Genomic DNA, 24576 nt, shown 5'->3' with positions numbered 1-24576 from the left:
TGACACACTCCTTCCTTGTAGCTGTGAGAATTGCAGTTAATGCGCGAAGCCCGGAGAATCTCTTGGGGGCCTCTAGACACTGCGCACAGTTTCGAACAAGAACCAGGTCCGGCGTTCGGTTTGATCGATCCAGACCTCGATCAAGCTAGCCGTGGCAACGTCGTTCTGCTCTTCGCAAATTTCATGCGCAGAGCGCAAAAAGCGCGTGAGCTGTTGATTGTCGGCGGCAAGCTCAGACATCATGTCTTTGGGTGTCACAAATTCTTCGTTGTTATCTTTGAGCCGCTGATTCCGCGAGATGTCACTGACGGAATGCAGGGTGGTGGCCCCGATCTTGCGGGCTCTTTCCGCAATGTCATCGCTCATGGCAAAGATCTGCTCGGAGTGTTCGTCCAGCAGCAGGTGATAATCGCGGAAGTGCGGTCCGCTCATGTGCCAGTGAAAGTTCTTGGTCTTCATGTATAGGGCAAACACGTCCGCCAATAACTGCCGTAGCGCGGCTGCGATCTCGGTGACGCCGCGGTGGTTGAGATCAGTTGGGGTTTCGAGAACGGCTAGATGTCGTTCCTCCAGTTGAGCCGCAGTGCTCCTGCTCATATGCTGCCTCTCCTTTGATTCTGATTTTGGAAGCCCTGCTAACCAGATTCGCACCAGCCAGGGCTGGCAGAGAAAGACAAAAAATCTGATGCGCTGAATCTTGATTCGGTTGAGAAAATTCTGTGAGTAAGAAAAGAAGCGACGGCCTTCGATATTGCCAGGCCTGATTGTATACCAGCCAGCGCCGGGCAGATGGTGATCCAAGGAAATGGGGTTCCCACCCCCGCCAAAAGAAGGCGAAGGGTGGGGCAAACCCACTGTCAACGAACGCCGCTCTTAACGAAGGCCGCTGTCATGGGGATATCCGCTCGCCATCAGCTCCTCGAAAAACTCAACGTGCTGGCGTGCAATCACTGGCCAGGAAAAGAGTTCTCGCGCCCGCTGCAATCCTCGTTTGGCAAGCTCATCGCGGCGCGCGGGATCATCCAGCAGCTCGCTGATCGCTCGCGCCCAACCAGCCTCCTCGTTCTCGCCGACGACGAGCCCCGCATCGCCCATGACGTGCGGAATCTCACCACTGTCGCTCCCGATTACGGCTACTTCAGTCGCGAAGGCCTCGATGAGCATACGGCCAAATTGTTCGCGCCAGTGCCGCGCAGTCTGGCTCGGGGCGCAGAGAATGTCGACAGCATTCAAGTATGCCGGCACCTCGCTATGGTGCACATTGGTTATGATCCGCACCCGCTCTCTGTACTTCGCCGCCCACTGTCGGAGAAAGGACTCTTCCGGTCCTGATCCGATAAACACCGCCCGCCACTCAACCCTCACGCCATCTACCGCTCGCGTAAGCAGTCGCAAACCTTTTTCCGGCACGAACCTTCCCAGAAAACCGACCACCGGCGGCCCTGTCTGTACCCATCCCAGTTTCTGCATGATGATCGCTCGCGCCGCTGGATCTCTGCGAAAGACGCTCATGTCCACCCCCAACGGGAGAACACGATGCGGCTTTTCGCGATAACCGGCAGTACTCTGCAAAAGTGTCGCTTCCACTTCCTTTCCCGCCGCAATCCATCCAGCGGATTTTGTCACGGCGTAGCTCTCCATATGCGCAAAGGGTGGAGGGTAGCGCTTGGAGAGATTTTGAAAGGTGTAAAAAACCAACGGAGTTTTTTTTGTGTGGAATGCGACTTGAGCGCCTGCCGCGGTAAATGGCTCCTCCCAGCAATGGATCAAGTTCCAAGGTTCCGCCAGGATGTGCCGCAAGCGCGAACTATAGAGCATGCAATGGATGCGTTCCGGCCAGCGCACCCGCACTACCTCCACGCGGCAGGGCTCATGGGACATCGGCTCAAAGGCCGTAGGCCGCAGGTCTCCGCGCATCTCATGGGGCGCAACAACAGTAACTTCCCAGCTTCCTCCGCTCTCTCGTAGTATTTCGTGAGCGATCCTCCGGTTTAATGCCACAACATAGGAATGCGCGATGGACAGCACCCGAACTGCTGGCGGCATGCCTGCATTCTAGGGTCAGGCTGAAGCCGCGGCCAGCGTCAATCCCGCCGGCGCGCGTGAACACTTTGATGCCGGAAGGAAAATGAGAGTCCTCTTCGCCATTCACACACCAAAGGATCCCCGCACCGCCGTCTATCTCAGCACCAAAGAACGCGCGACGTACCTGGAATCGATGGGTTGCGAGTGTTCCATCGTTTCCTACGAAGACTTCCCTCTGCTGGTGAAGCTTGGCCCGCGCTTCAATCCTTTCCTGTTTCCCGTGGCATTGCTGCTCCACATCCTCCAACAGGAGAAACCGTATGACATGGTTATCGCCCACAGTTACTCCGGTTGGCTAGTCTACTGTATCCGTCGTCTATTTGGCCGGCTGCAGTCTCAGCGGCGAGTGACATCCTTTCACGGCCTTGAGCCTCTATACCACAGCGCTCTGTTGGGAGAATCAAGACGTGCGGGCAAACCTCTGACTGTCCGCTATCGCCTGGTCCAGGGTCCTTTCATGAGATGGATCTTGCGAACGGCCTGCCGTAATTCTGACGTGGTGATCTGCCTTAACCCCTCCGAGTCTGCTTATCTCGAGCAGCACGGATGGGCGGAGGCTTCGTGCATTCGGGTTATTGGTCACGGCGTACAGGAGGGATTTTTTGTCCGTCACGAATATCGCCAACTGGCCAATCGCCTGCTTTTCGTTAGCCAGTGGCAACAAATGAAGGGAATACGTTATCTGGTGCAAGCATTCTCGCAGCTGGCGAGCGAATTTCCAGATCTCAGGCTTTGCTGTGCCGGAACGCTATTGTCCGAATGCGATGTCCTGAGCAGCTTTCCGGAACAATTGCGCAGCCGCATCACTGTTCATCCCAGGCTGGAGGCCTCTGATCTGATCACGCTGTATCGAGAGGCGGACATCTTTCTGTTCCCCTCACTTTGGGAGGGTTTCGGGCGGGTACGCGCGGAGGCGATGGCTGCCGCTCTTCCCATGATCACCACGGAAACCGGCGCTCCCCCCACACTGCTGAGCTCCGGCCACAATTCGATCGTAATTCATGAGCGGAGCCCAGAGGAAATTGTGGAGGCGGTTCGCCTCCTTTACGGCAATTCCGAGTTGCGCGCCAAGCTTGGCATGAACGCCCAAAATGCGATCTCCGCCTTGCGCGGCCGGCAGGGGGCGCGGGAATTCGCGCGCGTGATGGATCAGCTTTTGAATCGGACGGCGGTGAAGGCCGGCTAGTCCCAGGAGCCCATATCTCGTACCACTCTGCATCCGCGAGCCCAGCTACGCCGCTGGAGTCGGACAATCGCTCAAGCAAAACTGTCCCCCTCCGCGTCGCGCTCGTGTGCGACTACCCGGAAGAAGATTGGCCGAGCATGGAATTGGTCTCCAGCATGCTTCTGGGAAATCTGGTCGAAAATTTCGGCGACCAGGTCACGGCAGCCGCGATTCGTCCTGCCATGCGCCGGCGGTTCTCCAAGGCTAGCGCCGGCGCCAGCGGCGGCCTGCACTGGAAAGCTGACCGAGCTTGGGCGCGCTTCTTCGATTATCCGCGTACTGTGGCTCAGCTCTCTTCAAACTTCGAGCTATTTCACATTCTGGATCACAGCTACGCTCACTTGGCGAACTACCTTCCTGCGGAACGCGTCATCGTGACCTGTCACGATCTGGACGCGTTCCGTTGCTTGCTGGAACCCGACAAAGAATCACGATCTCTGCCTTTCCGTCTGATGACGCGCCGAATTCTTCGCGGCCTGCGCCGGGCCGCGTGGATCACCTGCGATAGCGAAGCAACCCGCCGTGCTGTGCTTGAACACCGCCTCTTTCCTCCCGCACGGCTTTCGGTTGTCCACAATGGTGTCCATCCTGCATTCTCGCCGCAAGGCAACGGGTCAGCCGACGAGGAAGTTACTCGCCTGCTTCGCCGCGCATCGGGAGAATTGCCCGAGTTGCTGCACGTGGGCAGCACCATTGCCCGCAAGCGAATCGACGTGCTTCTTCAGATATTCGCGAGCCTCCGCCAGATTTTGCCAACCATGCGCCTGCTTCGCGTGGGAGGCGACTTCACTGCCGATCAGGCTTCGATGGCGCGGAGGCTCGGAATCCGTGAAGCCATCGATGTGCTACCGCGCCTCACGCCACAGCTACTTGCTTCCGTTTATCGGCGTGCCAGTTTGCTGCTCCAGCCATCGGAGTCAGAAGGTTTCGGACTGCCTGTAGTTGAGGCTATGGCTTGCGGCACGCCAGTAGTGGCGAGTGATATCCCCGCGCTTCGCGAGGTAGGGGGAGATGCCGCCGTGTTTTGTCCGCTCACCGACGTTCACGGCTGGGTTCGGACCTGCATTGGGCTATTAGAGGCGAAGACTCGGGATCCGCAGCGGGATTCAAGCCGCCGCGCTCTCTGCCTCAAGCGGTCGCAACAATTTTGTTGGACTGAGTATGCCCGCAGGATGGTGGAAATCTATGAGCGAGTTGCCCATCAATGCTGAGCGGTAATCGAACGCATGTGCGAGTGCTGCATATTGGCAAATTCTACCCGCCCCACAAGGGCGGGATGGAGAGCCATCTACAGCAGCTTTGCAGGTCACTGCGGCAATATGTGGATGTCACCGCGATGGTCTCCAGCGAAGGCAGCAGCACCTCACGCGAAATCGATGAGGGAGTACAGGTCCTGCGCGTCGGAACTCAGGCAGTGATCTGGTCGTCGCCCATCTGTCCCGGTATGCTCGCGGCAATTCGTTCGGTGCCCGGGGACATTGTTCACTTTCATCATCCAAACCCAGCTGCGGCTCTCGCCTATTTTTGCAGCCGTCATCGCGGCAAGCTGATCGTTTCCTATCACAGCGACATCGTCCGCCAAGCTCTTCTGGATTCGATATCCATCCCGCTTGTCCACCGGCTTCTTGGCCGCGCGCACGCGGTGGTGAGTATGTCGCCCAACTACATCGAAACATCGCCCATTCTGCGTTGCTATCGCGAAAGGTGCCACGTGATCCCTCATGGCATCGAGCCCGCTGACTTCTCACAGGCTGACCACGCTTCCGTCAGCGAAATTCGCCAACGCTACGGATCCAGGATCGTGCTCGCCATTGGCCGCCTCGTCTACTACAAGGGATTCGAATTCCTGATTCGCGCCATGGCCAACGTTGAAGGTCACTTGCTGATTGTCGGCACCGGACCTTTGCGCGCTCCCTTGGAGCACACCGTCCAGACCCTTGGCATAGCAGACCGCATTACCTTTTTGGGCGAAGTGCAGGATGTAGTACCGCTTTACCATGCTGCCGATCTTTTCGTGTTGCCATCCATCGCGCGCAGCGAAGCATTCGGGATCGCGCAATTGGAAGCTATGGCTTGCGGCAAGCCGGTCATCAACACTCAATTGGATTCCGGGGTGCCTTATGTTTCGCTGAATGGGATCACCGGAATTACCGTGCCTCCAAGTGATTCGCAAGCATTAGCTTGCGCGATTAACACTCTCCTGGATAACGAGGCTTTACGGCTGCGATTTGGAGAAGCTGCACGCCGGCGCGTATCCGAGGAGTTCACAGTTCAGATCATGACTCAACGCATGCTCAGCTTGTATCAGGAAGTGTTGTGCGAAGGAAAGGCAGATACTAAGATCGGTTCCGCCGTAACCTCGGCTTGATTCGCTGCCAAGTCTCGACTGCAGCTTGGGAAGGAAAATATCTAATGCGTGGCTCCGACAAGCGCCAGCCCACTAGCGATTGAGACAATTGTTTGCACGCTCACTCGTGCTACGGTCTTCCCGGTGCTGACTGGAACGAAAAGGATATCGTCGGGCTGCAGATCCATGTCGTGTGCCTTAGCGCTGAGAATCTCTTTTAACGGCACGGGGGTTTCGGTAATTCCGCTGGCTCCCTTCCGCAGCAGACGCGAACCATTCATCGCTGCTGTACGGTTCGGGCCCTGCGCCATAGCGATCACCTGCAACACGGTCATCTTCTCCCCGTTCTCCATGATGAAGCCGCCAGGCCGCCCCACATCGCCCACCACATATACGATTCCCGCCTTGGCGACGACTACGGTGTCTCCGGGGTAGATCTCAACATTGCTTTCGATGGATTTCGCCGGATCGTTGCTGAAGTTAACCTCAATCGGATTTTGCGGCTGGTCGCGGTGAGTCACGGTCACCAGCTTGCCCGCTTTTGGCGTAAGGCCACCGGCCAGGGAAATGACGTCGTAGAGCCGCCTCGTGCTCAGCAGTGGATAAACTCCAGGCTTCATCACTTCGCCCATGATGCTGACCGCTTGCGAGGAGTATTCCTTTACGAACAACTCGACATTGGGATCGCGGAAAAATCCACCCTCTACCAGCTTTCTGGCGATCAGCGCGCGTGCCTCCTCCGGCGTGCTTCCACCTACGATTACACTACCGATCAGGGGAAGCGAAACTTCACCGGCATCGTTAACCCGGACGTCCTCCTTGAAGTCAGAAACCCCATACACGCTGACCTCTATCAGGTCGCCGCCTCCGATCCTTAGTTTCGGAGGAGCGGGATTTGAGGAGTCGATCTCGGACGAGCGCTGCGTGTCAACCGGTTGAACGGTGGGCGGAGCAGAAGGGGAAGCCAGCTGGGCTGTGAGAGTGAAAGGGAACCCCAGGCAGGCCAAGTGGAGACAGAAAAGCAAGAGATTCCGCCGCACCAGGAACATCAGCCTCCTCGGATTGAGGACAGTCTAGCACACCATCTGCGGCACTCTGGTGTTAGGTATCCCCCCTGCAACTAGCCCTCTACAGCCTGCGCTCCTGTATGCGGCCCCATCGGCGAATTCTCAGAAGCGTGTACGCCATAAGGAAACTGGTGAAGGTCTGCTAGTTCACGCGACCGCCCGACATGGTGCCGACGTGTGTCGACCCGACTGGAGCCACACCATTGCTCACGGTGATGGTAACTGCGGCCGACGTGGTGCAGTTCTGGGGCGAATCGGTGTCGCAGGCATAGGCAGTCAGCGCGTGCACGCCGTTGGCGGCCTGAGTCGTATTCCAAGAGATCGAAGGCGTGCAACTCGCTCCCGAACAGGATTGCTGCGTGCCCAGGTTGCTGCCATCCAATTTGAACTGCACGCTCTGCATCGCGGTATCATCAGTCGCCGAGGCAGCGACCGTGATCGTGCCGCTGACGCTGCCCGCCGAGGGTTGCGTGATCGAGACGGTCGGCGGCGTACTGTCCGAGCCTCCCCCTGACGGAATTACGATCGATACGTGGTCAGCAACATCAGCCAGATACTGCAAGACCAGATCGGAGCCCTCTTTAACGGCAACAAAGTCAGTGTCTTCGGCTTTATTTATCCCACCGACCGTAATCGTGTTGGGCGCGGAATTCGTGTACCCGGTGACGTGGAAGGCAGGACTATGCAGAACGCTGCCGGTAGCGGTGTTCGAGAAGCCGCTGTTTGCGTTGGCGGTGCTGATCGTCCAGTAGCCTTCTTCGGGATCGAAGCTGGCGTTGCTGACGGCGGGCGCTGGCACGGAATTGACTGGCGAGCCGATGTATTCCGCCGCGAAAGCGTTGGCCACAGCTGGGGTAGTGATGCCGTTGTCGCCAAAGAATCCGGCGTTGCGCTCGATATGGCTGCTGCCGGCGTTGATGGTGTATCCGCCGCCATAGTTGCAATAGAAGCGCAGCCCGCCGAGGAAGTAGGATGCCACCAGGGTGGTCATGTAGCCACAACTGGGAACGTCGTAGCTGACTTCCAGCAGGTTGGAATAAACCAGTTTTCCGAGATCGGGCGTGGGATACGCGGCGCAGGCGGTTGAAGTCGCGCCCGGTCCGCACTGATACAGGTGACCTGGCTGCAGACGTCCACTCTGGCCGTCAGAAGGCCCGTCGGGATTCCAGCATCCCGGCTGGCCCGGGAGTTGTTCGCTCGAGTTCGGGGAACTGTTGGCGACGTTGGCCGAGAACAGAAGCCACTGCTTGCCGCTATAGTTGCCGGGATTTTCGTAAACCAGATTGAAAGGCGACGGTCCAAACGTAGAAAAGCCAGTGGTATAGCATCCCGAGCGCGAGTTAGTTTGCTGTTCCCCCGTCAGGTTGTACCAGCCCACATCAAGATACCAGCTTTCCCCAGTGATCTTGATGCCGGTCTTGCCGGACTCGCCCGTGTTGTAGCCCAGGGTTTCGGTTAGATAGACCTTGCCAGCGCCAACCCCTGTCCCTGTGCCGTGGCGATAAAAGACGTACTTGCGGTCCATCCAGACGTAGGGATCGGGGGGATAATCAGGCCGCGCCGCGCCGTAGGCCCGCATGGGGCCGTGCAGCGTGATGCTGCTGCGTACATTGTTCTGTGCGTTGACGGTGGTCGAATAACCCTCTGAGGTCAACCCGGCTGACTCCTTCCACTCCGAGTAGCGCGTGCTATCACCGGGTTCGGTGAGCATCGTACCCTGATGCTGAAACATTCCTGTGTCATCGGTCTGCAACGGATACTGCTGGTTCGCGTCATTCTTCAAATCCCAGAACTTATAAAGATTCTGGTAGCCCGCGCCAGCCTGGCCGCAGTACACGCCACCCTGTCCCAGCCGAAAGCCAGCGTAGCCGGGAAACATGCTGTCCCAATAGGTAGTTGCCTGAGTGCCGCAGGACTCTGTGCCGCTATTAGTGAAAGTCGCGGATGCTATCGAGCCGCCGCCGCTCACGTTCACCGTGACTGTCTTTGAATCCGCGCCATATTGATTGGCGGCCACGACGGTGTAGGTCGTGGTGCTGGTGGGGGAAACGCTGGCAGACGCTGTACGTATCGGACCCACCGCAGGATCAACGAAAACGTAGCCCGCATTAGTGGTCGTCCAATGCAGAGTCGAGGACTGCCCGGAACTGATCGAACTCGGTGTGGCGGTGAAAGTCTGCACGGTTGGCGCAGTTCCGCTCGGCCAGTTTGCATTCGTGCCCTGCGGACCATAACTGACGGGAATGCCATTCGACTGGTCAGTAACAAACTCAAAATTGGGGACACCCGTGCTCTGGTTGATAAACCGGATGGACTGCAATTCCAGCCACATGGGGTAGCCGTTCCAGCGGGAATCGTTGCTGCCATCAACATAAAAACCGCCGCCGCTGTTGTCGGTCATGATGCAACCGTAGGTTTTCAACGCCTGCACGACCGCTTTCGCATCGGGGTTGCTCATCCAGGAGGTGTCATAACTCGACTTCAGCCGCCAGCGCAGGCCCTGCTCCGGCCATCCCGGCCCGGCGCCGCTGGTGCGATGCTCGGCGGGAAGAATCGCGGCGTTGCGGGAATTCGACATTTCACAGCGCAAGGTGTGATTGATCGCATTGTTGTGGGTTTCGTCGTATTTGATGAGCAGCGGAAAGATGGGAGTGCCGCTGGCCCCAATGCCGGTCATCCCGTAAGGCCGCGGGACGTAGTTCATCATGTCCCAGATGGCCACGTTGGAGGCGTACCACTTCCCCGCGACTGAATCGTAGTAGCCCTTATACATCTCAAAGGCATAGCAATTGTCGCGGTTCACAAGCACAGCAATGCGATCGCTGGAATCGTTCACCGTGCAGCCGCTGCCGCTGCAGAAATCCGTTCGCCCGGCCGGGATGGGCACCGCAGCCGTACAACTCTGGAGGCCGTTGCCGTTGGGTCCGGGATTGCAAAAGCCGTGAGTCACATCGTTGATGGCATCAGACTCATAGTGATATTGGTCGGCGGGAATGTAGACCGGAACCAGCGGGGTGCTGTTATCGACGATCAGATAGGGCTGGCCGTTGACAGGACTACCCTGGCCGAATTCGGGGTTGGGATAGAGACAACTGCCGTCATAACCGCCGCTTCCGTAGCAGTTATTGGAGGCAGGATCCATGACGTGAATACGCGCCGCCTGGTCATCGCCAGAAGTGGTGATCGGATACCAGCCAGCCCCGCTTACGTTCACATTAAATGGGTGGCTGGTCACGCCATAGGGCACCGCTCCGCCGAGATTGGTGTTCAATCCCAGGGGAACGCTGGCCAGGGGACAAGTCTGAGCCAGCAGAGAAATCGAAAGAAGCAGAAGGGCTAATACGAGCCTGAACTTCACAATCCGCCTCCGCTCCAGTTGGTGACATAGGTGCCGGAGTAGTTCCCGTAAATTCCAGGCTGCCCAGTGGTGAGATCGCTGCCGCTGTTCGTCCAACTGCCGATCGTGGCGGGCGTGCAGGATGCCCCCTGGCAGTACTTCAGCGTGTAGGTGTGGCCGACAGCTTCCAGGCGCACGGTGGCTGGCGTCCCCGAGGTGGCGCTGTAAAAACTACTGTAGGCTTGGCTGCCTGAGACGACAACGATCAAGTAGCAACCGCCATTGGGCGGCTGGCATTTCGCATAGGCCACGTTGTTTGGGGTCTCACGAACCACCACTCCCATCGTGTCAGTGCCCAGCAACGTCACCTGCGAGAACTGGTTGAGTGTGATGGTGTTCGCCGTCCAGTCCGCCGACTGGTAGGAATCGCTGCCATCGGTGAATCGCACTCCAGTGGAATTGTCGAGAGAGACTGTGGTAGTGCCGTTAAGCGTCCAATTCGAACCTAGAGCGCCGCCGCTGCCACAGTTGGAGCTGCAATTGGCGCGGATGAAACTGTCGGAAACAGTCAGCAAGCCAGCAGAAGGCACGTAGCCCACGGTCATCTGAGCGTGAATAGACAGAGGGGCGCAGAGCGCCACCAGGCACAGTAGAATGCGCTTCATAGAATGTCCTAAGTAAGGGTTATTGCATCGGTTGTCGAGGAATGAACATGGCCACAACGGGCGGACGGCGCCGCGAACTGGCCTCATTACCGGCGGTGAAATTGGAAATCGACCGCACACTGGAGCTTCCGCCGTAGAAGAACATGCCAGCAGCCCCGCTGGTCAGGGTTGAATCCGTTCCACTCAGATAGGCAACACCATTGCGTTTGGTCGTAATCGAGTTGCCAACCACGTGGATCTCATAGACATCGCCGGTTTGGGGCACCGTGGCGTTGTCATGGGCGATCTCAGTAGTCCAGTTACCGTTCTGGCGCAGGTAAAGCTCCGCGTAATCGTTCGGAGCGGCGCTGCCCTTTCCTATGTAGAGCACATAACCGGTGAAGGTCGCAGCATTCGTGCCGCTGGCACGTACCGCCGGCCCCATCCACATGTCGTTGCTATTGGAGTTGTAGTTTTTCACGGTTACCGTCGCGTACTGGTCATTGGCGAAGCTGTCGGCGATCCAGTAACAGCCAGAGTCCTGATAAGAACTCGCCAGCGAAAATGCGCCTTCCGAAGCGGTGGCGCGAATGTTTCCGTTGGCCGGAATCATCTGCACCCACTGACTTCCAGACAGCGGATTCTGATTTACCAGCAGCGAGACATTCACGGGCAGCGCGGCAAAACAATAGATCGCCAGCGCCAGGAGTACCACAAACGCCGCTAAAACTTGCTTCCTCATTGTCCTGTGTCCACCGTGTATTCGATCTCGACAAAAAGCTGAGCCGGCGAACCGGTGGGCGCGTTCGGGAATGTCAGCAACACCGGCGTATGCGCGGCGATCGCAGGGGACGCGATCAGCGTTCCGGTCGCGCCGGACGTTCCGCAGGTGACGTTGCCAGTGAGCTGCGCCGTGCCCGTAGTGCCGACCGTGGACTCGGCCCGTTTCTCGACATTCATCGCGATCGAGGTCGATCCGGTCGGCACCGCGCACCACACGCGCGTCAGCGTAATGTTCACGCCTTCATTCAGTGCGAGGATGAGATCGTTCTGCGCGGGCGCAAAGCTGGTGATGTTCTTCACCCGCGTGCGCATTCCAGTAGATGACTTGGTGGTATTCACCGCGGCATTCACGATAGTGGTGGCCACGCCGCCGGCCGAACTGGTAACGTCGCCGGTGAGCGCCGGGAATTCCGTGGTTTTCAGTTTTCCGCCGGAGTCGAGGCCGGCATAGCCGGAGTTGGCATCCTTATTGGCAGAATTTTCCGCAGTGAAGCCCAGCGCGGCCTGCTTGCCTGCCAGATCGCTGACCAGGTTGGTGACCTTCGACTCGGCGATGGCATTCAGCGAAACGTCGGTGCGCGAAGAACCCGAGTTATCGGCAACCGTAAACTCCGTTCCGAAGTTGAGTGCCGGTTCCTGCGCCTGCACCGTGCCGTTGGAGCGGACAGTCTGATAGTAGAGTGCAGGCAGATCGGCAAGACTAATCGCCGCAAGACTGGTCGCGCCGCTCACACTCTTCAGGAATTGCGAGGTCCCGCTGGCGTTCACAGCAAGACGCGAAGCCACGCCCGAGGCACCACCGACGATCAGGTCGCCAGCAGTCGTCATGGGATTGGTGAGTGGCGTGCCGGTGGCCACCGCAACGCAGCTTCCGCCGTTGTAGGCAATGCAGAAGCCAGTCCCGTTGCCGAAGAGTCCCACTTCTCCCGCGCCAGTGGTCGGCGGAGTACCCGGAATTCCGCGCAGGGCGGGGATCCCGCTTATAACTGAGTAGGTCCCGTCAGCGTTGATCCTTCCCTTCTCAACCCCGCCCAGACGAAAGCTGGCGATTGGCCCCGCAGCCCCTGAAGGTAAATTGAAGATTGTCGGAACGTCGGTCGTCGGAGCGAAAGTATTCTGGGCCGTAAAGGTGTTCGCGGAGCCCAGGCCGGCGCCCCCGCCGGAACCGGCATCAGCTGTGCATTTGAGCTTGCCAGTCGTGTAATCAATGCCGCTGACATGACCATTCACGCAGTCAGCATCGAGGTACACGCCGCCCAGCGCTGAGGTTGTCGGCTTGGGCAGGCTGCTCGCCGGCACGGCGTTTGCAAGCTTGCTTGCGTCCAGCGAGCTGGTGGTGTCGAGCAAGGAATTGCAGGCGCCGCCGTTGTAGGCGTAGCAGGGACGATCATTGCTGTTGCTGAAGAACAGCCCGCCCTCACCTGTGCTCGTAGTTGGAGGAGCCGCTGGAGCGCCGCGCATCCCCGTTACTCCTCCTATGGAACTATAAGATCCATCTGCATTGATCCTGCCCTTCTCAGTTCCATTCACTCGGAAACTGGCAACTGGACCCGTAGCTCCTGAAGGCAGGTTGAAGATGGTGGGTACATCTGTATCCGGCGAGAAGGTCTGCTGTTTGGTGAAGGTGTTCGCGCTGGAAGTGGATGCCCCACTGGCCGCCGGCGTGAAACAGCCCTGAGAATTGCCACTGGCGTCGATGCCAATGGTCGCCTGTCCGGCCGGGCACTTGGTTGGCGCGCTGGCCAGCGCACTGGCGGTTGCGGCATTTCCAGTGGTCGCGCTGGTGATGCTGGCAGGAAATTCCGTGCTCTTCAGCTTTCCGCCGGCATCCAGCCCGGCGTAGCCGTTGGCGGCGTCTTTGTTCGCAGTCTTCTCAACTGTGGAGAGATTCGCTTCATTGATGTCGATGGTAGGATTTCCCACACTCCCATCGCCATTCGTGATTGTGACCTTCGTTGATCCCGCGGCCAGGGAACGGGCTGTGTCTGTACCAGCACTTGTCCGCACCACAAGACCGTTAGCTCCGGGATCGACCAATCCGGTGGAAGAGCCACAGGGCGTTCCTGTGGAGCCCAGACGGCCGCTGCCGAAACTCGCGCAGCCATCCGCGACCATGGCCTGACCGGTACCGGCGTAGTACTGAGTGTCCACAATGATGGTGTTCGAGGAGTTGGTCGCATTCCCGTTGACTTTGCCGGTTACGAGTGTCGACGCAATCGTGCCCACGTGAATGTCGTTGTTCGTGTTCCCGCCCGGAGACATGTCAAGGGCGTATCGCGTTGTAAAGCCCAGACCCCCGGTTGCTGTTTCAAGGAAATCAAAAACCTGCGCCGCGATATACGAGTTCTGCAGGTTGTGCAGTTTGATCCCGCTGGAGGGATAGCTGCTGGCGGCTTTGCCATTGCCGTCCGCCACCACGCCGGAGGCGCTCAGAGCCAAGCTGCCGTCGATGAAGATGCCGTCCGCCCAATTATCCTGCGCGTCGATGGTCGACATGGAGAAGCCATCGGAGGCTTCAATCCAGTAACCGTAACCAGGGCCATTCGCTGTGTTCGATTGCGCGTACTTGGGGCAGACGCCCTGCGAATTCGTCCCGAAATTGACGATCCCATTTTCTGCGCTCTGATACGTTGGCTGCGTGCAGCCGCACCACCACATCTTCGACTGGATCAGATAGACACTGGAGTAGGCATTGATTCCCGTGCCCCCGCTCTGCCCCATGCCCTTCAGGTGGAAACAGGCAGAGCCGGCGCGATCGCCTTGAATACCGATCAGCGCCGCGTCGTACATGGAGTCGAACTGATAGCCAAATCGCCCCATGTGCTCGGATTCGGTGTTGTAGAAAACCTGATAACCGCCGGCCACGTAGCCATCGCGCGTGCAGTTCTGCACCCAGGTGTTTTGCAGGGTGTTAGCCGTTCCCGAGAGATTCAGGCAGTCTTCCTGCGTTCCTGCTGCTTGATCATTGCCGTTCCCATCGATGGTGAAGTTTGAATAAAAGCCATTCGATGCGCCCTGCACGACATTGCTCTGGGTCGCCAGCGGCAATTTGTAGATCGTCGAGACGCCCTGGCCCGAGCCGACCAGCGCCACGCAATTCGGGATGTTGACGGTGTTGCCGACGAAAAACGTTCCGCCAGGCAAAAAGACCTGCCCGCAGGTTGGCGCCGCGGCCGTGGCAGCGGCGTTGATTGCGGCCGTGTCGTCGAATCCCATTCCCCAATAGGGCGATGGCTTGGAAACCTGAGGCGCATTCGCCAGCACGGCGTGATTTGCGTCCGTAACCGACGCAATGGTGGAAATGAAAACGTTGTAATAGCCGGTCGCCAGCCGGCACCAGCCAGCGTTATCTGCCGAGCAGACGTCGCGAATCCAGATGGTCTTCCCAACGTCGCCGGCCTTAAAAGTGCCGCCCGTCCAGGTGACAGTGGTCGAGCCAGCGGTCGTCGCTAGACTGTTCCCTTTCACGACCGCATCGCCGTGGCCGCCATAGGTTGCGCCCACTGGATTGAAGTTGGGGATCAGCGGCTTGTTAATCAGGGCGCCGTAGTCTCCGGAGGTGGCAACCGACGCCAGCGACGATTGCAATGCGCGCAGATTTAACGCGGCGAGTAGGTCTGCCTGATTGGAAAGCGTCCCGGTGATGGAACCCCATGTACCGCCAGAAGCTGTAAAGCACCCCTGAGCATTTCCGCTGGCATCTACACCGATGGTCGCCTGGCCCGCCGAGCACTTTGTGGGAGCGGTTGCAAAAGCTGTCGCGGTTCCCGCATTGCCAGTGGTGGAACTCGAAATCGTCGCCGGAAACTCCGACGTTTTCAGTTTGCTGCTGGCATCCAGGCCGGCGTATCCGTTCGCCACATCCTTGTTGACAGTAGTTTCTTTCGCGGCCAGGTCCGTGCTCAGACTCATGATCTGCGACTCCGGCATGCTGGGAAGATTTGCCGCCGGCACTTTGCTGGCGGCATCCAGCCCGGCATATCCATTCGCCGCTCCCTTGTTTGCCTGATTTTCCGGCGTGTATCCCAGCACCGTCTGCTTGGCATTGAACGATGCCCAATCTGACTGCGACAGATAGCCATCATGCGTCGCATCCGCTTTCGCCATCGTGATATTCGGTGCGCCGCCGCCAGTGGACGTCAAAGGCGCAGAAGCCGTAACACTGGTCACTCCACCGCCGCCGCCCGATCCGCAATCGGAAGCCGTCAGCACCAACTGGCTTCCGTCGGATGACGTGTGCACACACTTGCTGCCGCTGATCGTTCCCGATAGCACCTGATTGGGCGTGAGCGGAAAATTCAGGGGAGTCGTTCCACTAAGTGCCTGCGCATTGGTCCCGTCGTATTTGAAGCTCTGCGTTGTGCACTGATTTGCGGCAGGATTCAGCGCCGCTCCTCCCACCATGTTCGCCGGCCAGGCAAAAGTTCGTCCTCCGGCGGTGTCCTGGCAGAGGATGAACGTCAGCAGATCTCCATTCTTGGCGTTGCTGAGAGTTGAAGATGTAACGTTGCCGGTCAGCGTCATCTTGAATGCCGTTGCCAGAGAAGCGTCAAACGTGGGACTGGCGCTGTAGCCCACCGCCAACACCGTGGACGACTTGATTTGGTTGACGCTTTCTGGATGATCGGTAAGCGCCGGGTTTACCCCCGTGCTGCTCACCAGCTTTGGAAGCAGCACGTTAATCGGCTGTGCCGGCGAGTTGCCGAATTGAAAGACAAATGGTGGCGCCGGGTCTCCGCTGGTGTGCATCTCGTGGCCGAGGACGTTCACGCCATTGGTGCCGTTGTGAAACGTGAAGAATGGCGCCTGATAGTTCTCCGTCGTTCCGCCCACGATGGAGAGCGCATCACTGGCGCTTACCTCCCATGCATTCTGATATTGAGGTCCAACTCCTGCTTCAGGGCTGAGCACCGGGTTGGTGAAGGTCCAGACGCCGTCCCCATTGCCGGCGCCCATCAGTGAGATTCCCGCCCAGGCTAGCGAATTCATTTCCACCCAGGCATTGGTCACGTTCAGGGCTGCACCGTACGCCCGAAGTCCATAAGCACAGGCGCGCAGTTGTGGCGAGCGGATCTCAATCGGTCCGGCCACCGCGAATGACATGCATGCCCGGCCGGTAAACACCTCGACGTCCTCAATGGCGCTCTCGTATCCGTTTTCCATGAAGTAAATCGGATAGGTGGCATTCGTGACGTATACGTTGCGTATAGTCGAGTGCACGTTCCACATTGCCCATATCCCGCCACCAAAGCCGAGATCGTGTAGGTAAACGTCGCCAGGGCCACTGCCGAATTGTGGGTTGATATTTGTCAGCCAAACCGTTCCCAGTCCCTGGTAAGTCGCGCCGACAAAAGCATCAAAGTTGTTATCGAAGTTGACCAGGATCAGGGTGTTCCCGTCATAGGTGAACTTGGCAGTTGGTCGTGTGAAGTTCGCGGTCCAGCGCGCGCCCGCAGAGACGCGGATGGAATCGATCCATCCTTTCGCAGGAGATGAGGTAGCGCCTGCCAGCGGAAAGTTAGTCTGCCCGCCAAATCCCACGTTGAAAACTTCATGTTGAGTGTAGGTGAAAGCGCCGGTGGCGGCCGTGGTCGCCTGCAACACCCCGTTTACGAACAATCGCAGACTCGAACCATCGTAGGTGAACGCAACGTGGTAGACGTTGTTATTGGCAAGCGCTCCTACTGACGACACCACCGTCCGTAATGTGCCACCAATATCGAAGTTCCCCCAGACTTGTCCCTGTGGATTCGCCCCAATCTGCAATGTCTGGTGGTAGTTGTCCCAGTTCGACGCGCCTGCCATTTCCATGATCACGCCCTGGGTGCCGGACGCACTCAGATCCTCGGGCTTGTAATAGAAGTCGAGGGTGAAATTGTTCTTTCCCTTCAGGAACCACTCGAACGTGGAATTGCCTTCGAAAAGATCCAGTGCCTGGTGGCCAGCAATTCCGTCCAGGTACATCGACGATCCGGCACCTGTGGCGAGCGCCGGTCCGGTCAGAATTGGCGGATATTGATTCGCACCTGTGCCAGTGGTACTGGCGAAGAAGATGGCCGGGCCTCCACCAAAGCTCTTTTGAATGGTGGAGATGTATCGTCCATCTCCTCCCATGCTGAACTTGGCGCAGCTCACACGCAGCGGCTTGGAGATCAGGTATGTGGCTGAGGGGAAATAGACTGTGGGCGGCGGATTCTTGCTGCAGGCGTAGTTGATCGCCGCCTGGATCGCCGCATAATCGTCGGAACTCCCATCTCCGCCGGCGCCGAATCCTTTCACATTAACAACGCCAGAGGGGGCCGTCGCTCCGCCGCGATAATCAACCACCGGAATATTGTTGGGATTGGTGAACTTGTCGGCGCCGCCATAGTTCGAGGGAATCACCACCGAGCCTGTCTGCCCGGCGTCGTTGATCGCATCCTGGATGGAAGGGAATTGCGTCGAATAGCGTGCCTCCGCCAGCGTGATCGGCGTATCCCCCTGCCGGTTCATCTTCTGGCCCAGGGTTCCAGTCAACCCAGAAACCTGGAGATCAACGTAGTGGCGATTGGCGGCCTGGCTTGCGCTCTGGGGATCCGCCGCCAAAGTCAAAGCTCCCGTCATGGTGTCGCCGCTACGGCGGACAAAGTCATTGCCACTGCCGCTGGCCACCGCGGTATCCACGTAAGCCTTATTCACAGCCGCCATGGAATCGGTGGGCGTGGGAACGAGCGGCGACGCCGCGAAGGTCTTCACTCCCGCGACCGGTTCGTCGCCACTGCGATGCACCACCACCACATCATCGGCTTTCGCCGCCAGGCTCGAATCCACGTACTGGCGGGAGACGCTCTGTCCCGCTGCCGCCCCCGCCACGACCTTGGTCCGGATCGCCGCGATCGTCGCCGGTCCCGTGGCCGGCACGCTCCAGTACTCCGTACTGCTGGTGCCATCATCCAGTTGCAAAACAACCTTGTAGTAGGTGCCCGCGGGCGTCGCCCCCTCGTTGGGAATCAGCGCCACGCTCAGCGCTCCGGAAGTTCCAATCTTCAAGCTCATCGAACCCGCTGCTACCGGCTTGCTATCGGGGCTGACAAATGCAGTCCACGAGATCACCACCGTCCCCGACGCCGGAGTTCCGTCGGCTCGATAGATCACATCACTCACCAGTACAGTCGCCGGGTCCGTTGTTCCTCTGACCGCAGGCACCAGTGCAGCGGCCAGCATCGACACCAGCACAAAATAGAAAAGCCGCCTCCGCGGGCGGCTATGCTCAAGCAGTCTCATCTTTTCAGCTCACACTCTGTGCGCTAATTCAAGCTTCTATTTCCAGACTACCAATTTCTCACCCCCTTTTGGGACATTGCCACGACCCGGCCATGCTCGTCAAAATGCAGCACTTAGCCGGGACCCTGGATTTTTCTCCTCTTGACAAGAATTTTCCCGATAGCGAACCCGCCTGCATCGAAGTTTTCCACCTATCATCTATTGAGACATAAGCGAGGATCTATGAACACCTTCAAGACAGCACTGCTGCTGACCGCCATGACCCTTTTCCTGCTCTTCATCGGTCAGTACTTCGGTGGACAGCGTGGGATGGTGATGGCTCTGATTTTTGCCGGGTTTATGAATTTCATTTCCTATTTTTTCTCTGACAAGATTGCCCTCATGGCGTCCGGCGCCCGCCCTATTTCGCCCCAGCAGGCTCCTCGCGTTTACCAGATCGTCCAGCGTCTGACTCAAAAGACCGGCACGCCGATGCCGAAGCTCTACATGATTCCCACCGAATCTCCCAATGCCTTTGCTACCGGTCGCAACCCCCGGCACGCATCGGTCGCCGTTACCCAGGGCATTCTCGAATTGCTCAACGATGAAGAACTGGAAGGCGTGCTGGCGCACGAGCTGGGACATGTCCGTAATCGCGACATCCTCATTTCGTCGGTTGCCGCTACTCTTGCCGGCGCCATTACGTTTCTGGCGCGCATGGGATTCTGGTTTGGAGGTAGCCGCGACGATCGTAATCGCGGAGGTGGCGGTGCGATTGGACTTATCATGCTTATCCTCGCCCCACTGGCGGCCATGCTGATTCAGTTGGCTGTCTCGCGCTCGCGCGAGTACGAAGCCGATGCCACCGGCGCTCGCACCACGGGAAACCCTTATGCCCTCGCCAGCGCTTTGGCCAAAATCGATGCCTATTCCCGTCGTGTACCCATGGTGGCTTCGCCTTCTACCGCACACCTTTTCATCATTCAGCCGCTGCTCGGCATGAATTTCGGCAACTTGTTTTCCACTCATCCTCCCGTGGCCAAGCGTATCGAACGGCTCACCGGCCGGCCGGCGAACCTGCAAGCTTAGCTGTGGTGCAGGCCTATTGGGCCACACCGATGGCATAGAGCAGATTGACGAGGCCGGTTTCGTATTTTCGGCACTGCTGCCCCGCAGCAGCGACAGGAATATACTGAACCTCCCCATGCCGGTCATTATTTCCATGCTGCGCGGTGTCAACCTGGGGCCGCACCGCCGCATTCAGATGGAAGCTTCGCGCGGTATATCAGTCCCTCAAACTCCGCGATTGCCAGACCTTCGTGCAATCCGGCAATGTGATCTTCCGCACGGAAGAACGCGATCTGGTTGAGCTCGCCAAGCGCATCGAAAATGCTATTGAGTGTAAGTTTGGATTCCATTCCGACGTTATCCTGCGCACCGCGGCCGAACTTCGTGACGTGATTGCCAGAAACCCGTTTGCCGGGCAGCGCGACCTCGAACCGCGCAAATTTCTAGTCACCTTTCTGGCTGTTGATCCCGGCAAGGAAGCCCGCAGTAGGTTGCTTGCGTTCAAGATTGAGCCGGATGAAGTGCGCGCAGAAGCGCGTGAACTCTATATCTACTACGCCAATGGTTTGGCTCGTCCCAAACTCCCCTGGCCGGCCATTGAGAAGGTGCTGAAAACTTCAGGGACGGCGAGAAACTGGAATAGCGTTACGAAGATGCTGGCCATAGCAGAAAAGCTCGAAGCTTCGAACTAAGCCAATAACGCGCCCTCGCCTGGGCCCAAAGCTGAGGCAAGAGCGCGACGGAGGCCAGTTAGCGGGTTTATTGGTTAGCCGGGTTGTTCATCGCGGAGGCGCGGGCATTGTTGCGCTCGGCGATCACGCGCTTGGCGTTATCCGCGAGTTCCTTGGCCTTGGGCAGCAGATCGAGCGCCTTCACGACCTGCGGGTCAGCTTCGGCGCGAACCTTCAATCCTTCTTCCTGGCCGAAAGCATCCACGAAGATCTCCGAGCGAAGGTTGCCCTTCACCCAGTCATGAACTTCGGCAAGCTCCTGTTCAGTGTAGGGAACCTTTTCTTCATCCAGGTACTTGCGGAAGTCCTGCATAACCGTCTCATCCACTTCGAAGGACTTGGACACCGGGTGATTCAGGGTATAGCGTTTCGCGAAATTGAAGAATGCGTAATGCTGGAGCAGGCGGTCCTGTAGCGGAGTGCTTTTCGGACTTTCAATCTTCACGTCTGGGGTAATGCCACCGCCGCCATAGACCGGGCGTCCGCTATCGGTCATCTTCACTTCATGATTGCCGTTCTTCTCGGCATCGCGGTTGTAGTAATAATCGTACAGGGAGACGCCAGTGTAATCCCGCTGGATAAGGCGGCCGCTGGGCGTGTAGTACTTGGCAGTAGTGAGGGCCAAACCGGTATTTTCAGAAAGCGGATACACAGTCTGTACCAGTCCCTTGCCAAAGGTGTTCTCGCCCACGATCAGACCGCGATCATGGTCCTGGATAGCGCCGGCAACGATTTCTGCCGCAGAAGCAGTTCCGCGATTCACCAGCACTACGATGGGGTAATCCTTACCGCCGTTGCCGTGGCTTGCTCGATAGACCTTCTCCGGTGACGAGCGGCCGTGGTGCGACACAATTACCGCGCCCTTGTGCAGGAACTTATCTGCAACCCCCACGCCCTCGCTGAGCAGTCCACCGGGATTTTGGCGTAGATCAAGGATCAAGCCCTTGAGATCGCCCATTTCGTCCAATGCCTGCTGAACTTCGTGGTCGGTAGTCTCCTGAAAACCGGAAATGTGCATGTAGCCGATCCCCGGGCGAATCAGGAAATGCAGATCTACGCTGTAGCGTGGAATTTCATCACGCACCACCGTGAAATCGAGCGGTTTGGCCGACCCTTCGCGCATGACAGTGATCTTGACTGTCGTCCCTTTGGGCCCCTTTAGGAGTTCAGCAACTTCCGGCGTGCTCATGTTGTCGGTGGGCTTGCCATCTACTGCCACGATGACGTCACCGGGGTGAATTCCCGCGCGGTAAGCGGGAGTACCCGCGAATGGGGCGATCACAATGACCTTGTTATTCCGGGGTCCAACTTGCATTCCCACGCCGTAGTATTTGCCGCGCTGCTCTTCTCGCAGCAGGGCATAGGACTTGGGATCGAAGAAGTTGGAGTGCGGATCGAGCACTCGTAACATTCCCGGGATAGCCCCGTTGTAAATGGCTTTGTCGGCGCTCACCGGCTCGGCGTAGTTCTGCTCGACGAGATCGTAGACTTGCGAAAAGGTCCGCAAGCTGCTACTGATCTCGGAGTCTCCCGTGTTGGCGTTAGTGCTGACCCTCTGGCCGAACATGGCGCCCAGGAACCCACAGGCCAGAATCACAACAGCAATGAGAAGAAGCGAGCGGCGAGAACTACGGGCCATCGGCATGTTTCCTCAGGTGAGAGCGGTATGGGAAGCCCATTACCTTGCTGTAAGTGCAGTATAGCATGGTAAATCCAGCCTTCCAGGGCACACGCTGGTTCATATACCTGTGATGCGGGTGACGGTCCCAAAAGCCGCAAAATATTGTCATCCCGGGCTGGAGCGGTAGGTTTGACGAGACAACCCCAGAGTCTCCTGGCGCCTTGACCATCTCCGCTCCGCGCGGACCGTCCCAGTTTGCTGTGTGTTGCCGGTCGCAGTATGATGACTTCATGAACCTCGGCTTCCCGGAAATGATGTTCATTTTCGTGCTGGCCCTCATCATCTTCGGGCCCAAGAAGCTGCCGGAGATTGGCCGCCAGATCGGAAAGGCTTTGGCCGAATTCAAGAAAGCCAGTAATGAATTCAAATGGCAACTAGAAGCCGAGATGCGCAATCTGGAAGCCGAGGCCAGCCAGATCAAGCAGGATCTTCCCAGGATCGAATCTCCGGCCGGAACCATAATGAATCATTTCCTGGGCACTACTGAGACCGCCAGCGCAACCCCAACCACCACCGAGCCGCCACAAAGTCCTCCAGCCGGCTCCAATGGGCACGCTGCCGGTATGAGCGAATCCGATCACTCGCCTAAGCCCGCCGATGCCTAGTTCCCCCCCGACGCTCTCCGAGGCGCGCCAGGCAATACAAGAGCACATGGCGAGCATGAGCTTCCTCGAGCACCTTGAGGAACTGCGGCGGCGCATTATCTGGTCTCTGGCTTATGTAGCTATCGGCTTTTTCATCTGTTGGGGTTATGCCGACAGAATTTACGGCTACATGCAGACGCCGATCATGGAGGCGCTTGCCCGGCACAATCTGTCCCAGAAGCTGGTGTATCTGAACCCGACCGAGCCCTTCAACATGTACCTGAAAGTGGGGTTTATCGGAGGGCTGTTTTTGGCTTCGCCGTTTGTGCTTTACCAAGTGTGGGCTTTCATAGCTCCTGGCCTTTATCGCCACGAGCGGCGTTATGTCGTGCCTTTCATGTTCTTCACTGTGTTTTTGTTCCTGGCGGGAGGCTATTTCGGCTACAAAATCGTTTACCCGGCGGCGCTGGACTTCCTGATCGGCTACGGACGGCAGTTCCAGCCCATGATCACCATCGGGGAGTACACCGACCTGTTTCTCACTATCATGATCGGCCTGGGCGTCATTTTCGAGATGCCCATACTGGTGTTTTTCTTGTCCCTGATGGGCGTCATCAGTGCCGGCTGGATGTGGCGCAACTTCCGTTATTCGATTCTGATCATCTTCATCATCGCCGCGATCGTTACCCCTACCACCGACATTCTGAACATGTGTATCTTCGCTGCGCCTATGGTATTGCTTTATGCGGTGAGCATCCTGATCGCCTGGCTCGTCCACCCCGCACATCGCAAGCGCAAGACCAAGGCGGAAGCGTGAGACCCACAAGTGTCATCCTGATCCTGACATTCTGCGCTTCCCTTGCCCATGCAATCCAAACTGGATCAAAAACTGCACACCCACGCGGGAAGGCGGCCAACATTTCCGACACAACTCCTTCTTCGGCCCGCATCAATCCAACGCGAGCCATGCAATATGTCCGCGAGGTAGTGCAGATCGGTTCACGTCCTGTGGGTAGCACCGGTCACAAGATGACCCAGGCGTATATCCATTCCCGGCTCCACGGGGACCAGGTGGAGGAGGATGTTTTCACCGCTGACACTCCGGCCGGAAAATTCGAGATGCGCAACATCATTGCGAAGTACCCCGGCACAAAAGACGGAATCATCGTCATCGCCGGACACTACGACACGAATTATCCGCTGAAGAACTATGTCGGCGCGAACGATGGTGGCTCCTCGACCGGACTGCTGCTTGAACTCGCCAACCACTTCCGGGGAAAGAAACGCGACGGATACGCAGTGTGGCTGGTCTGGACAGATGGGGAAGAAGCAATACAGAAATGGAGTCCGACGGATAGCCTCTATGGAAGCCGTCATCTGGCTGCAAAATGGCAGCAGGAGGGAACCCTGAAAACGATTAAGGCATTCTTATTGCTGGATATGATCGGCGATGCCGATCTGAATATCGACCGCGATCTGAATTCAACGCCCTGGCTGGAGGACCTGGTATACCAGGCTGCGGGCGCATTGGGCTTTCAGTCCCATTTTTTTGCGCGCACCACGCAGATTGATGACGACCACCTGCCGTTCGCGCGTCTGCAGGTTCCCGTCGCTGACATAATCGATTTGGACTACGGATACCATAACGTATTTCACCATAGCTCAGAAGACACCCTCGATAAGTTGAGCCCCACGAGTTTGGAAATCGTGGGCAACACTGTGCTGGAGACGGTCAGACTGCTCGATCGCAGGTGAAGCGGTCTGCATTCAGCAATCAGCACT

Annotated in this window: 16 protein-coding genes; 8 read left to right on the top strand and 8 right to left on the bottom strand. The window is 57.9% G+C overall.

The genetic code is table 11. The annotated features are described in order from the left end of the window. Window positions 1–72: 72 nt before the first annotated feature. Complete coding sequence (locus tag VEG30_18135; GenBank protein ID HXZ81853.1) at window positions 73–597, bottom strand: DNA starvation/stationary phase protection protein; 525 nt, start codon at window positions 595–597, stop codon at window positions 73–75. 276 nt (window positions 598–873) lie between these two features. Then, window positions 874–2046, bottom strand: coding sequence for a glycosyltransferase family 4 protein (locus VEG30_18130; GenBank protein ID HXZ81852.1), 1173 nt, complete (start codon window positions 2044–2046; stop codon window positions 874–876). An 82-nt stretch (window positions 2047–2128) separates the two neighbouring features. Between VEG30_18130 and VEG30_18125 the strand changes: the two genes are divergently transcribed. The 3 genes from VEG30_18125 to VEG30_18115 all read left to right on the top strand — a co-directional run bounded on the left by VEG30_18125 (window position 2129) and on the right by VEG30_18115 (window position 5678). Continuing rightward, the gene (locus tag VEG30_18125) at window positions 2129–3271 is read left to right on the top strand and encodes a glycosyltransferase family 4 protein (GenBank protein HXZ81851.1); all 1143 of its coding nucleotides are present in this window, start codon (window positions 2129–2131) and stop codon (window positions 3269–3271) included. Between the two features lie 137 nt (window positions 3272–3408). After that, window positions 3409–4521 (top strand): glycosyltransferase family 1 protein, encoded by a 1113-nt coding sequence (locus VEG30_18120; protein ID HXZ81850.1) that lies wholly within the window; start codon window positions 3409–3411, stop codon window positions 4519–4521. Between the two features lie 65 nt (window positions 4522–4586). Continuing rightward, window positions 4587–5678: a glycosyltransferase gene (locus VEG30_18115; GenBank protein HXZ81849.1), complete on the top strand. Its 1092-nt coding sequence runs from the start codon at window positions 4587–4589 to the stop codon at window positions 5676–5678. Window positions 5679–5719: 41 nt separating this feature from the next. Here VEG30_18115 and VEG30_18110 read toward each other — a convergent pair whose 3' ends face one another. The 5 genes from VEG30_18110 to VEG30_18090 all read right to left on the bottom strand — a co-directional run bounded on the left by VEG30_18110 (window position 5720) and on the right by VEG30_18090 (window position 18751). Continuing rightward, the gene (locus tag VEG30_18110; GenBank protein ID HXZ81848.1) at window positions 5720–6706 is read right to left on the bottom strand and encodes a polysaccharide biosynthesis/export family protein; all 987 of its coding nucleotides are present in this window, start codon (window positions 6704–6706) and stop codon (window positions 5720–5722) included. 160 nt (window positions 6707–6866) lie between these two features. Continuing rightward, window positions 6867–10082, bottom strand: coding sequence for an Ig-like domain-containing protein (locus VEG30_18105; GenBank protein HXZ81847.1), 3216 nt, complete (start codon window positions 10080–10082; stop codon window positions 6867–6869). Continuing rightward, entirely contained in the window at window positions 10079–10726 is a 648-nt protein-coding gene (locus tag VEG30_18100) for a hypothetical protein (GenBank protein ID HXZ81846.1), read from the bottom strand. The genes VEG30_18105 and VEG30_18100 overlap by 4 nt, the downstream gene beginning before the upstream one ends. A gap of 19 nt (window positions 10727–10745) precedes the next feature. After that, on the bottom strand, window positions 10746–11447 hold the full coding sequence (locus VEG30_18095) for a hypothetical protein (protein ID HXZ81845.1): 702 nt from the start codon (window positions 11445–11447) through the stop codon (window positions 10746–10748). Further along, entirely contained in the window at window positions 11444–18751 is a 7308-nt protein-coding gene (locus tag VEG30_18090; GenBank protein ID HXZ81844.1) for a glycosyl hydrolase family 28-related protein, read from the bottom strand. Before VEG30_18090 ends, VEG30_18095 begins: the two co-directional genes overlap by 4 nt. A 222-nt stretch (window positions 18752–18973) precedes the next feature. Here VEG30_18090 and htpX point away from each other — a divergent pair, with 222 nt between their 5' ends. Further along, complete coding sequence (gene htpX, locus VEG30_18085) at window positions 18974–19819, top strand: zinc metalloprotease HtpX (GenBank protein ID HXZ81843.1); 846 nt, start codon at window positions 18974–18976, stop codon at window positions 19817–19819. Between the two features lie 143 nt (window positions 19820–19962). Beyond that, window positions 19963–20490, top strand: a complete 528-nt coding sequence (locus tag VEG30_18080; GenBank protein HXZ81842.1) for a DUF1697 domain-containing protein — start codon at window positions 19963–19965, stop codon at window positions 20488–20490. 67 nt (window positions 20491–20557) lie between these two features. Here the strand turns inward: VEG30_18080 and VEG30_18075 are convergent, their stop codons facing one another. Further along, complete coding sequence (locus VEG30_18075) at window positions 20558–22168, bottom strand: S41 family peptidase (GenBank protein HXZ81841.1); 1611 nt, start codon at window positions 22166–22168, stop codon at window positions 20558–20560. Window positions 22169–22440: 272 nt separating this feature from the next. Here VEG30_18075 and VEG30_18070 point away from each other — a divergent pair, with 272 nt between their 5' ends. From VEG30_18070 to VEG30_18060, 3 genes are read left to right on the top strand one after another with little or no spacing between them, the layout of a single operon-like run. Continuing rightward, entirely contained in the window at window positions 22441–22815 is a 375-nt protein-coding gene (locus VEG30_18070) for a TatA/E family twin arginine-targeting protein translocase (GenBank protein ID HXZ81840.1), read from the top strand. Continuing rightward, window positions 22808–23611: a twin-arginine translocase subunit TatC gene (tatC, locus tag VEG30_18065; GenBank protein ID HXZ81839.1), complete on the top strand. Its 804-nt coding sequence runs from the start codon at window positions 22808–22810 to the stop codon at window positions 23609–23611. The genes VEG30_18070 and tatC overlap by 8 nt, the downstream gene beginning before the upstream one ends. Next, window positions 23608–24549, top strand: a complete 942-nt coding sequence (locus tag VEG30_18060; protein HXZ81838.1) for a M28 family peptidase — start codon at window positions 23608–23610, stop codon at window positions 24547–24549. Before tatC ends, VEG30_18060 begins: the two co-directional genes overlap by 4 nt. Window positions 24550–24576: the final 27 nt, after the last annotated feature.

This window comes from Terriglobales bacterium, from assembly GCA_035624455.1.
In the GTDB taxonomy this organism is placed as follows: Bacteria; Acidobacteriota; Terriglobia; order Terriglobales; family Acidobacteriaceae; genus DASPRM01.
Note: the sequence above shows the minus strand (reverse complement) of the source record. Positions and strands in the feature narration are given on the sequence as shown.